Below are 10,534 nucleotides of genomic sequence, written 5' to 3'. Positions count from 1 at the left end.
CTCCCCTACGGGGAGGGATCGTGCGCGCCCATCCCTCCCCGGAGGGGAGGGTGGACTTTCGAGGCGGAGCCGAGAAAGGCCGGGTGGGGCCCGGGTGGAGAATAATCCACGAACGTCGGGCCCCACCCGACCTCGTTCGCTGCGCTCCGAGGCCACCCTCCCCTACGGGGAGGGATTGTGCCGCAAGCCCTCCGCCAGCCCCAATTCCCTCAAATACGTCGCGATCCGCGCCTCGCCGACCGCCCCCTCCCCTTCGCGCCGGCCGAGATCGAGCACGGCGCGCGGGGAGGGGCCCATGATGCGGGCCATGTCCTCGCCGGCTTCGGGAGCGCCGGTGCCGAGGCAGGTATAGAAGCAGGCGTAATCGCGTATCCGGCCCTTGTTCTCCTCGAGGAAGCCGCGGACCGGAGGCGCGATGTGGCTCGCCCAGATCGGGGTGCCGACGACGACGAGGTCGTAATCGGCGGGATCGACCGGCAATCTCTCGACCGGCGCTCCCTTCTTGGCCCGTGCGAGCCAGATCGCCCGCAAGAGGCCGAAGAGCCCGCCGAAGGACGTCCGCGAGCGCAGCTCGACGAGATCCGCCTTGAGCGCGTCCGCGAGCTGGACGGCGACGCGGGCGGTCGTTCCGGTGCGGCTGTAGAAGACGACGAGCGTGCGCGGCGCGGCCATCACCGCCCTCCCCTCTTCGCGCCCCCGCCTCTCGAGAGTGGCAAAGATCGCGCGTCGCGTCGAGAGGCGGGGCGGGAACGGAAGACACCGCCTGCGGCGTTGTCGCACCGGCTCGGGTGCCCGCCCGCACGCATGCTCGCTTGAATCGGGGGTCGCGGTTTGTCACAAGTCTGTTCGTGGATCCCGATCGCTCCTACCCCTCCCGCCCCTTCCTCGCCTCGAGCGTCGCCGTCGTCCGCGACGGCCGGGTGCTCGTCGCCGCGCGTGCGCGCCCGCCGATGGCGGATCTCTTCACCCTGCCCGGCGGTCTCGTCGAGCCCGGCGAGACGCTCGCCGAGGCGGCCCTGCGGGAGCTCGCCGAGGAGGTCGGCGTGAGGGCTCGGGTGATCGGGGTGGTGCGCCCGGTGGAGGTGATCGAGCGCGACGACGAGGGACGGGTCGCCGCCCATTTCGTGATCGTGTCGCATGCCGCGCAATGGGTCTCCGGCGAGGCCGCGATCGGGCCCGCGAAGGCGGTGCGCTGGGTCGATCTCGCGCAGATGGAGCACCTGCCGACGACGCCCCATCTCGCCGAGATCGCGCGCGCCGCGCTCGCGATGGCGGAGGGCGCGCGATGAGGCGGATCGGTTCGGCGCTCCTCGCGGCCGCCCTCCTCGCGACCGCACCGCCCGCGTCCGCGCAGGACGCCCCGGCCGAAATCGTCACGCCCGCCCCCGCCTGGGAGCCGGAGCTGTTGCGGCTCGCGGAAGTGATGGGCGCGCTCGCCTTCCTGCGCGATCTGTGCGAGGCGCCCGACGCGCCCGAATGGCCGGCGCGCATGCAGCGCCTGATCGAGGCCGAGGGCGGCGCGCGCGGCGAGCGGCTCGCGGGCGCCTACAATCGCGGTTTTCGCGCCTTCGCGCTGACCTACCGGATCTGCACGCCGGCCGCTGAGCGCGCCATCGCCGGCTATCTCGACGAAGGCGAGCGCCTCACCCGCGCCGTCGCCCGCCGCTTCGGCGGGTGAGGTGAAGTGCATTCATTGGTTGCCATCCCGGACGCTGGAGGGCGATCCGGGGCCCATACGCAGGACGGCGTCGGTCGCAGCCTGTAGGCTGCGCTTCACCGACGCTCCTCCGAGGGTGCGAGCCGAGCGCGACATGCGCGCTCGGACGTGTCGTCGAGGTTTCGGGTCCCGGGTCCGGCGGGGACCTTCGCTTTACCAGCAGACGCGCTCGCGGAAGATCACGCGGTTGCCCCAGCGGTCGTAGCCGCGGGTGAGGACCGTCTCGCAGACGGGGGCGAAGCGCGCGCCGACATGGACGCCGACGCTCGGGGCGACGCGGACGGGGCCGGGGCTCGCGATGGCCGCGCCGGCGATCGCGCCGAGCGCGAGACCGCCGACGATGCCGAGCGCGAGCGCTCCGCCGTCGTGGCGGCGGGCCGGAACCGGATGGGGTGCGACGCGCTCGTAGCGGTGGTGATCGCGCCGCCAATCGTGGGCGAGCGCGGGGGCGGGAACGAGCGCGGTGGCGGCGACGAGGACGGCGGCGCCGAGGGCGACGGACTTGGTGCGGGTGGAGGCCATTTCTTGGCGTTCTCTTTCGTGACGGGGGCCTGGACGCGCGGCGGTGCGCCGCGCTCGAAAGGCGGTTAAGCCCTTGCACTTGAACGCGAACTGAACGGCCCGTCACCGCCCGACGAGCGCGAGCCAGCCCTCCTCGTCCATGATCTCGACCCCGAATTCCCGCGCCTTGTCGAGCTTCGAGCCGGCGCCCGGCCCCGCGACCACGATGTCCGTCTTCTTCGACACCGAGCCGGCGACCTTGGCGCCGAGCCGCTCGGCCATGGCCTTGGCCTCGTCGCGCGTCATCCGCTCGAGCGAGCCCGTGAACACCACCGTCTTGCCGGCGACGGGGCTGTCCGTCGCGGCGATCGCCTCAAACGGCTGGGGCGAGACCTCCTGCAGCAGCGCGTCGAGCATCTCTTCATTGTGAGGCTCGCGGAAGAACTCGATCACCGCATCCGCGACGACGACGCCGATGCCGTGGATGTTGATGAATTCCGCGCGCGCCTCCGCATCCCCGCCCGCGGCGCGAAGGGCCGCCTCGCGCAGGGCCTCGAAGCCGCCGAAATGGCGCGCCAGCAGCTTCGCTCCGGTCTCGCCGACATGGGGGATGCCGAGCCCGAAGATCAGCCGGTTGAGTTCCACCGCCCGCCGCGCCGCGATCGCCGCGAACAGGTTGCGCACGCTGAGCGCGCCCCAGCCCTCGCGGGCCTCCAGCCGCTCGAGGCGCTCGGCATTGCGGCGCTCCAACGTGAAGATGTCCTGCGGGGCGCGCACGAGGCCGATCTCGTAGAGCTCCTCGATCCGCTCGGCGCCCAACCCTTCGATGTCCATCGCATTGCGCGAGACGAAGTGCTTGAGCCGCTCGACGGCCTGCGCCGGGCAGATCAGCCCGCCGGTGCAGCGGCGCACCGCGTCCTCCTTGCCCGTGCGCGGATTGACCTCGCGCACCGCATGGCTGCCGCAGGCGGGGCATACGGTGGGGAATTCGTAGGGCTTGGCGTCGGCGGGCCGCTTGTCGACCACGACGTCCATCACCTTGGGGATGACGTCGCCCGCCCTGTAGACGACGACCGTGTCGCCGACCCTGATGTCGCGCCCCTCGCGGATCGTCTCGCCGTTCCCGCCGATGCCTCTTATGTAGTCCTCGTTGTGCAGCGTCGCGTTCGAGACGACGACGCCGCCGACCGTCACGGGCCGCAGGCGCGCGACCGGGTTCAACGAGCCCGTGCGGCCGACATAGATCTCGATGTCCTCCACGATCGTGAAGGCCTCCTGCGGCGGGAATTTGTGCGCGATCGCCCAGCGCGGCGCGCGCGAGACGAAGCCGAGCCGCTCCTGCAGCGCGAGGTCGTCCACCTTGTAGACGACGCCGTCGATGTCGTAGCCGAGCGCGGCGCGGTCCTGCGCGATCGCCCGGTAATGGGCGAGCATCTCCTCGAGGCTCGCGCAGCGGCGCATCAGCGGGTTCGTTCGAAACCCCCAATCGCGGAAATGCGCGACGGTCTCGAATTGCGTCGGCGCCGGCCGCGCGTCCATGTGGCCCCAGGCATAGGCGAAGAATTCGAGCGGGCGCGAGGCGGTGATGCGCGAATCGAGCTGGCGCAGCGAGCCCGCCGCCGCGTTGCGCGGATTGGCGAAGAGCGGCTTGCCGGCCTCCGCCTGGCGCGCGTTGATTGCGGCGAAATTCGCGTGCGACAGGTAGATCTCGCCGCGCACCTCGATCTCGCCCGAGGCGGGGATCGTCTGCGGGATGTCGCCGACGGTGCGCGCATTGGCGGTGACGTCCTCCCCCTCCGCCCCGTCCCCCCGCGTCGCGGCCGTGACGAGCGCCCCGTCGCGATAGAGGAGCGACAGGGAGAGCCCGTCGATCTTGGGCTCGGCGGTGAAGACCGGCGTGTCGGAAAGGTTCAGGAAACGGCGCACGCGGGCGACGAACTCGCCCACCTCCTCGTCGGAGAAGGCATTGTCGAGGGAGAGCATCGGCACGCGGTGGCGCACCTTGGCGAATTTCTCCGCCGGCTTCGCGCCGACCGCCTCGGAGGCGGCACCGGTCAGTTCCGGAAACCGCTCCTCGATCGCCGCGCGCCGCCGACGCAGGGCATCATACTCGGCGTCGGGAATGGTCGGCGCGTCCTCCTGGAAATAGGCGACGTCGTGGGCGGCGATCGCCTCGGTCAGCCGGGCGTGCTCGTTCTTCGCCTGACGTTGCGTCAGTTCGGCGGGCTCGAGATCGGCATAGGAGACGGGCTTGCGGGCCATGAGGCGCCTCGGGGGTCAGTCGCGGCTTCGACGGGGGCGGAGATTAGCGCTTCGGGACAGGAATTCGAGGGGAAAGCGTGGGAGACGGGCGCTCCCTCCCCGGAGGGGAGGGTGGCCCCTGGAGCGTCAGCGACAGGGGTCGGGTGGGGCCCGGGTGGAGATAATTCTCCAAGCGTCGGGCCCCACCCGGCCTTTCTCGCACGCGCTCGAAAGTCCACCCTCCCCTACGCAGGCTACGGAGTGCACATATCGGCGTTCGTGCATGCGTTCGGCGGAAACGGCGCGGCCGCTTTCCTTCCCCTCAGGGGAAGGTGGCTCCGACCCCGAATAGGGGTCGGAGACGGATGGGGTCTTTCGCTCCGAAGGAGCGAAGGGGTGTTGAGCTTCTCCTAACGTAAGGCGCTCTACGACGACGCCCCTTCGCAGCTTCGCTGCGAAAAACCCCATCCGACCCGCCGCCTTCGGCGCCGGGCCACCTTCCCCTGAGGGGAAGGAGAGCGGCGGCGCCTTGTCCTTTGTCTTGCGACCCGCAGATCACGATGTGTGAATCGCGTAGCCCCGTAGGGGAGGGTGGCCCCTGGAGCGCCAGCGACAGGGGTCGGGTGGGGCCCGGGTGGAGATAATTCTCCAAGCGTCGGGCCCCACCCGGCCTTTCTCGCACGCGCTCGAAAGTCCACCCTCCCCTACGGGGAGGGATTCTCCCTCACAGACCGCCCATCTTGCGCACGAGCGCCCATTCCTCGTCGGTCACCGGCTGCACCGAGAGTCTCGAATTGTTGACGAGCACCATCTGCGCGAGCGCGGATTCCGCCTTGATCGCGTCGAGCGTCACAGGGTGCGGCAGCGCCTCGACGGCCTTGACGTCGACCATGCCGAAGCGGCCGCTCTCGTCGGTGTGGTCCGGGTAATATTCGCGGATCACCTCGACGATGCCGACCACCGCCTTGCCCTCGTTCGAATGATAGAAGAAGCCGCGCTCGCCGCGCTTCATCGCCATGAGGTGCTTCCTGGCGAGGTGGTTGCGCACGCCGTTCCAATGCGTCCCGGCCTCGCCCGCCGCGACCTGCGCGTCCCACGACCACACGTCGGGCTCCGACTTGAAGAGCCAATACGCCATGCCTTCTGCCCCCTCGCTTCGTGCCCCTCGTTGGGATGATGCCCTAGTCCTCGGCCTTCAAGGGCCGCGTCATCAGCTGCTCGAGCGCCGCGTCGAGGTCGATCCGCCCCGACACGAGCGCCTCCACCGCGGCGGCGATCGGCATTTCGATGCCGCGCGCGCCCGCCATCGAGACGAGCGCCTGGGCGGTGAAGACGCCCTCGACGAGCCTGCCGCCCGCCGCCTCGAACACGCTCGCGCCGCGGCCCAGCCGCTCGCCGAAGGCGAAGTTGCGCGATTGCGCCGAGCCGCAGGTGAGCACCACGTCGCCGAGCCCGGAGAGCCCCATCAGCGTCTCGGGCCGACCGCCGAAGGCGCGGGCGAAGCGCATCAATTCGGAGAAGCCGCGCGCGGTGAGCGCCGCCTTGGCGCTCTCGCCGAGGCCACGGCCGATGGCGGCGCCGCAGGCGATCGCGAGCACGTTCTTCGCCGCCCCGCCGATCTCGACCCCGCGCAGATCGCTCGAATGATAGACCCGGAACGTCCGTCCCGAGAGCCGCGCGGCGAGCGCGGCGGCGCGCGCGCCGTCCGGGCAGGCGAGCGTCACGGCGGTGGGGAGGCCGCGGGCGACATCGTCGGCGAAGCTCGGACCCGAGAGCGCCGCGACGGGCGCGCCCGGGCGCAGATCGGCGACGACGTCGGAGAGGAAGAAGCCCGTCGCGCGCTCGATGCCCTTGGCGCAGATCACGAGGGGCGCGTCGGTGGCCAGGACGAGCGCCAAGGCCTCCGTCATCTCGCGCGCGCTCTGGGCGGGGGTGACGAGGAGGGCGGCGTCGCAGGCGGACAGGTCCATGAGCGCGCTCGTGACGCGCACCCGGCCTTCGAGCGGCACGCCGGGGAAATGGCGGGCGTTCTCGCGGTCGCGGGCCATGGCGGCGATGTGGTCGGGGTCCCGCCCCCAGAGCAGGACGTCCTCTCCCGCGATCGCGGCGGCGTTGGCGAGCGCGGTGCCCCAGGCGCCCGCGCCGACGACGGCGAGCGGCGCGCTCACGGCGCGGCCTCGTCGACGACGCTCTGCGCCGCCACGCTCTCCGAAGCGGCCACGTTCGCCTCGGCGAAGGGGGTGCCGAGCGGCCAGCGCGCCCGCGCCGGCGCGTCGAGCCCGTCCGTGAGGCCGAGGCGCAACCGCTCGATGCCCGCCCAAGCGATCATGGCGCCGTTGTCGCCGCACAATTCGAGCGGCGGGGCGACGAGGCGCAAGCCCGATTCGGTCGCGAGCCGCTGCAGCCCGCGCCGCAGGGCCCCGTTCGCCGCGACGCCGCCGGCGACGACGAGCGCGCTCGGCCGCGGGGCGATCTCCTGGAAGGCGCGCAGCGCCACGCGGGTGCGGTCGACGACGACGTCCACCACCGCGTTCTGGAAGCTCGCGCACAGATCCGCGATGTCCTGCTCGGAGAGCGGCGCGATCCGCTCGGCCTCGAGCCGCACCGCCGTCTTCAAGCCCGACAGCGAGAAGTCGGCCTGCGGGCGCCCGAGCATCGGCCGCGGCAGCGCGAAGCGCTCCGGATCGCCCGCCTTCGCCGCGAGCTCCACCTGCGGACCGCCGGGATAGGGCAGGCCGAGGAGTTTCGCGACCTTGTCGAAGGCCTCGCCGATCGCGTCGTCGATCGTGCCGCCGAGGCGCACGTAATCGCCGACCCCGCGCACCGCGAGGAGCTGCGTGTGCCCGCCGGATACGAGGAGGAGGAGGTAGGGGAATTGCACGCCGTCGGTCAGCCGCGCGGTGAGCGCGTGGCCCTCGAGGTGGTTCACGGCGAGAAGCGGCTTGCCCGAGACGAGCGCGAGCGCCTTCGCGGCCGTGAGCCCGACGATCACCCCGCCGATCAGCCCCGGCCCCGCCGCGGCCGCGATGCCGTCGAGATCGGCCAATTCGAGCCCCGCTTTGGCGAGCGCCCGGGCGACGAGGCGATCGACCACCTCGACATGGGCGCGCGCGGCGATCTCGGGCACGACGCCGCCATAAGCCGCATGCTCGGCGATCTGGGACAGAACCTCGTCGGCGAGAATCGTGCCGCGCCCGTCCTCGGAGGTCGCGACGATCGCCGCCGCCGTCTCGTCGCAGGTGGTCTCGATCCCGATGACCCGCATGGTCGCCTCGTCCCCTTGCCGATGCGGCGTCTTCCCGACTTTGAGAAGCCGCGCGGCAAGACCTATAGTCGCCCCTCGCGCGGAAGTGAACGCGCGGCATTCGGAGAATCGGACGCGGACATGACAAAAAAGCCGACCTTCGTCATCGGCACGCGCGGCAGCCCGCTCGCCCTCGCCCAGGCGCACGAGACCCAGAGACGCCTCTCCGAGGGGCTGGGGCACGCGATCGAGGATCTGCCGCTCGAGGTCATCAAGACGACGGGCGACATGATCCAGGATCGCGCGCTCTCGGAAGCCGGCGGCAAGGGCCTGTTCACGAAGGAGATCGACGCCGCCCAGCTCGAGGGACGCGTCGATATCACCGTGCATTCCGGCAAGGATCTGCCGAACGATCTGCCCGAGGGTCTGCATCTCGCCGGCTTCCTGCCGCGCGAGGACGTGCGCGACGCGCTGATCTCGCGGGCGGGCGGGAGTTTCGCGCAGATGCCTGCGGGCACCATCGTCGGCTCCGCCTCGCTGCGCCGGCAGGCCATGGTGCGCCGCCTGCGGCCGGATCTCGAAGTCACGTTGATGCGCGGCAATGTCGGCACGCGGCTCGCCAAGATCGAGGCGGGGGAATACGGCGCGACGCTCCTCGCCATCGCCGGCCTCAACCGGCTCGGGCTCTCCCATCACGCGACCGCGGTGCTCGAGACGGAGGAGTTCCTCCCCGCCGTGGCGCAGGGCGCGATCGCGATCGTGGTGCGCACGGGCGACGAGCGGGCCCGCGAGGCCGCAGCCGCGATCTGCCATCCGCAGACCTCGACGGCGGTCGCCTGCGAGCGCGCCTTCCTCGCGGTGCTCGACGGCTCCTGCCGCACGCCGATCGCCGGCCACGCCACGATCGAGGGCGGGCGGGTCCGCTTCACGGGGCTCGTCCTGCGCCCCGACGGCTCGCAGAGCGTGGAGGGCGAGGGCGAGGCGCCGGTCGCGGACGCCGTACGGCTCGGCGCGGAGATCGGACGCGACGTGAAGGGGCGGCTGCCGATCGGCTTCTTCGGATCGTGACCGGGCGGCTCCCATGACGGCGCGAGCGGCCCCGCCGCGCGTCCTCGTCCTGCGGGCGGAGCCCGAGGCCGCGCGCACCGCCGCGCGCCTCGTCGCGCTCGGATTCGATCCGGTGGTCGCGCCGCTCACCCGCATCGTCGCGACCGGCGAGCCGCCGCCGGAGGGCGGCTTCGACGCGCTCCTCGTCACGAGCGCCCGCGCCGCGCCTTTTCTCGCCGCTCTGCCGGATGAAATGCGCGCGCTGCCCGTTTTCACGGTCGGGGCGGCGAGCGCGCAGGCCATGACCGAAGCCGGCTTTCCCGACGCGCGCAGCGCGGACGGGGACGCGCTGGCGCTCTCGGGCCTCGTGCGCGAGAGCCTGCCTGCGGGCGCGCGGCTCCTGCACGTCGCGGGAGAGGATCGCAAGGACGAACCCGGCGCGAGCCTCGCCGCCGCGGGCCTGCGCGTCGTCCCCTGGTGCGCGTACCGGGCGCAGGCGCGGCCGCTCGAGGCGCGGGTGCGGGACGCGCTCGCGCAAGACACGCTCCAGGGTGCGCTGCATTACTCGCGACGCTCTGTCGCGCTCGCGCTGGAGGCGGCCAGGACCGGCGGCGTGGAAGGTGAGTTCCTGCGTCTCCTCCACGCCGCGATCTCGGAAGATGCGGCAGATCCGCTCAGGCGGGCGGGGGCCGGGCGGGTGCTCGTGGCGCAGGAGCCGCGGGAAACCGCGCTCCTCAGCACTTTTGCGGACGCCGCGAGCGTGGCCTTTGGAGCAAGATGAGGGATCGGGCGTTGATCAATGCCAAGGTTGACCTGTCGCGGCGGGCGCGACCGGTGTAGACGAGGACGACAGAGCCGAGCTCGGGAAAGGATGCCGTGACGAAGACCCCGAAATCCAGAGCCGGACGCGACGGTGCGGAAAGCCCCTCTCCCGAGGGCGTCTCCGAGGCCGCGGCGCCCGCCCCCGCCGACAAGCCCGTGCCCAACACCGTGATCGTCACCGACGTCGCACGGCCGACGATGGATGCCGCGCCAGCCGCCGCGGCTCCCGCCGCCGCGTCGCCCGAGACGCCCGCCGCAGCGACGCCCGCCGCAGCGACGACGGACGCGCCCTCCCCGACGCCGACCGCCTCCGCCGATCCTCGGCGCACCACCCCCGGCATCGCCGCCCGCGGCCCCGCCGCCGCGCCCGAGGCGAGCCCCGCTCGGGCGGACGCGCAGCCGCAGCAGCCGCAGCAGCCGCCGGCGCGCGCGAGCGAGCCCGCCCGCGGCGGGAGCGGCGCGATCGCCGCGGCGCTCGTCGCCGCGCTCCTCGTCGGCGGTGCGCTCGTGGCCTACGACGCCTTCTTCCGCGGCCCGGCCGGGGTGCCTGCCCCCATCGAGGAGCGGATCGCGGCGGCCGAGGCGCGCGTCGCGCAGGCCGAATCGCGCGCGGAGCAGGCCGAGGCCCGCGCCGAGGAGGCCGAGAACGCCGCCGCGCAGGCGAGCGCCCAGCTCGAAGCCCTGCCGCCGCCCCCGGAGGTTCCGGAGATCCCCGAGATCCCGCAGGATCCCGCGCCCGCCCTCTCGGCGCTGGACGAGCGCCTCGCCGCCCTCGAGAACGCTTTTGGTCAGGCCATGGGCGAGGAGGTCGGCCAGCGCATCTCGGCCGCCATGGAGCGCGCCTATGCCGAGCTCGGCCAGGCGATCGAGACCGCCCGCGGCGCCGCCGCGACGGCGGGCTCCGCCGCCGACGACGCGCGCTCGGCCGCCGCCGCCGCGCAGGCCCAGGCCGACGACGCGCT

General features: G+C 72.6%; 10 protein-coding genes and 1 pseudogene. 5 read left to right on the top strand and 6 right to left on the bottom strand.

Features of this window, described 5'->3' with window-relative positions; all coding sequences use genetic code 11:
• Positions 1-162 precede the first annotated feature (162 nt).
• The gene (locus tag ACK4UM_RS20180; RefSeq protein WP_409802639.1) at positions 163-672 is read right to left on the bottom strand and encodes a flavodoxin family protein; all 510 of its coding nucleotides are present in this window, start codon (positions 670-672) and stop codon (positions 163-165) included.
• Between the two features lie 176 nt (positions 673-848).
• On the opposite strand from ACK4UM_RS20180, the gene ACK4UM_RS20175 reads away from it, so the two are divergent.
• Both ACK4UM_RS20175 and ACK4UM_RS20170 read left to right on the top strand, forming a co-directional pair.
• Entirely contained in the window at positions 849-1,289 is a 441-nt protein-coding gene (locus ACK4UM_RS20175; RefSeq protein WP_409802638.1) for an NUDIX hydrolase, read from the top strand.
• Positions 1,286-1,678 carry a TIGR02301 family protein gene (locus tag ACK4UM_RS20170; RefSeq protein ID WP_409802637.1) on the top strand — a complete coding sequence of 131 codons (393 nt, stop codon included), beginning with the start codon at positions 1,286-1,288 and terminating at the stop codon, positions 1,676-1,678. Before ACK4UM_RS20175 ends, ACK4UM_RS20170 begins: the two co-directional genes overlap by 4 nt.
• 192 nt (positions 1,679-1,870) lie before the next feature.
• Here ACK4UM_RS20170 and ACK4UM_RS20165 read toward each other — a convergent pair whose 3' ends face one another.
• From ACK4UM_RS20165 to tsaD, 5 genes are all read right to left on the bottom strand, one after another.
• Positions 1,871-2,239, bottom strand: coding sequence for a hypothetical protein (locus tag ACK4UM_RS20165; RefSeq protein WP_409802636.1), 369 nt, complete (start codon positions 2,237-2,239; stop codon positions 1,871-1,873).
• Positions 2,240-2,341: 102 nt separating this feature from the next.
• Complete coding sequence (ligA, locus tag ACK4UM_RS20160; protein ID WP_409802635.1) at positions 2,342-4,480, bottom strand: NAD-dependent DNA ligase LigA; 2,139 nt, start codon at positions 4,478-4,480, stop codon at positions 2,342-2,344.
• A gap of 703 nt (positions 4,481-5,183) precedes the next feature.
• Positions 5,184-5,597, bottom strand: coding sequence for an EVE domain-containing protein (locus tag ACK4UM_RS20155; protein ID WP_409802634.1), 414 nt, complete (start codon positions 5,595-5,597; stop codon positions 5,184-5,186).
• A gap of 43 nt (positions 5,598-5,640) precedes the next feature.
• On the bottom strand, positions 5,641-6,627 hold the full coding sequence (locus tag ACK4UM_RS20150) for an NAD(P)H-dependent glycerol-3-phosphate dehydrogenase (protein WP_409802633.1): 987 nt from the start codon (positions 6,625-6,627) through the stop codon (positions 5,641-5,643).
• Positions 6,624-7,724 (bottom strand): tRNA (adenosine(37)-N6)-threonylcarbamoyltransferase complex transferase subunit TsaD, encoded by a 1,101-nt coding sequence (gene tsaD, locus ACK4UM_RS20145; protein WP_409802632.1) that lies wholly within the window; start codon positions 7,722-7,724, stop codon positions 6,624-6,626. The genes ACK4UM_RS20150 and tsaD overlap by 4 nt, the downstream gene beginning before the upstream one ends.
• Positions 7,725-7,844: 120 nt before the next feature.
• Here tsaD and hemC point away from each other — a divergent pair, with 120 nt between their 5' ends.
• The 3 genes and pseudogenes from hemC to ACK4UM_RS20130 all read left to right on the top strand — a co-directional run.
• Complete coding sequence (gene hemC / locus ACK4UM_RS20140) at positions 7,845-8,771, top strand: hydroxymethylbilane synthase (protein WP_409802631.1); 927 nt, start codon at positions 7,845-7,847, stop codon at positions 8,769-8,771.
• A gap of 13 nt (positions 8,772-8,784) precedes the next feature.
• Positions 8,785-9,531, top strand: coding sequence for a uroporphyrinogen-III synthase (locus ACK4UM_RS20135; RefSeq protein ID WP_409802630.1), 747 nt, complete (start codon positions 8,785-8,787; stop codon positions 9,529-9,531).
• Between the two features lie 95 nt (positions 9,532-9,626).
• A pseudogene (locus ACK4UM_RS20130) lies at positions 9,627-10,534 on the top strand (hypothetical protein); the annotation flags it as partial.

Source organism: Salinarimonas sp., assembly GCF_046292825.1.
GTDB lineage: Bacteria > Pseudomonadota > Alphaproteobacteria > Rhizobiales > Beijerinckiaceae > Salinarimonas.
The sequence above is the reverse complement of the archived record's forward strand: the minus strand, read 5'-3'. Positions and strand labels throughout refer to the sequence as shown.

What these genes read in the sequence shown, in the direction of transcription:
- ACK4UM_RS20180 (WP_409802639.1), bottom strand. Translation starts at nt 672, where the DNA reads ATGGCCGCGCCGCGCACGCTCGTCGTCTTCTACAGCCGCACCGGAACG.
- ACK4UM_RS20170 (WP_409802637.1), top strand. Translation starts at nt 1,286, where the DNA reads ATGAGGCGGATCGGTTCGGCGCTCCTCGCGGCCGCCCTCCTCGCGACC.
- ACK4UM_RS20165 (WP_409802636.1), bottom strand. Translation starts at nt 2,239, where the DNA reads ATGGCCTCCACCCGCACCAAGTCCGTCGCCCTCGGCGCCGCCGTCCTC.
- ligA (WP_409802635.1), bottom strand. Translation starts at nt 4,480, where the DNA reads ATGGCCCGCAAGCCCGTCTCCTATGCCGATCTCGAGCCCGCCGAACTG.
- ACK4UM_RS20155 (WP_409802634.1), bottom strand. Translation starts at nt 5,597, where the DNA reads ATGGCGTATTGGCTCTTCAAGTCGGAGCCCGACGTGTGGTCGTGGGAC.
- tsaD (WP_409802632.1), bottom strand. Translation starts at nt 7,724, where the DNA reads ATGCGGGTCATCGGGATCGAGACCACCTGCGACGAGACGGCGGCGGCG.
- hemC (WP_409802631.1), top strand. Translation starts at nt 7,845, where the DNA reads ATGACAAAAAAGCCGACCTTCGTCATCGGCACGCGCGGCAGCCCGCTC.
- ACK4UM_RS20135 (WP_409802630.1), top strand. Translation starts at nt 8,785, where the DNA reads ATGACGGCGCGAGCGGCCCCGCCGCGCGTCCTCGTCCTGCGGGCGGAG.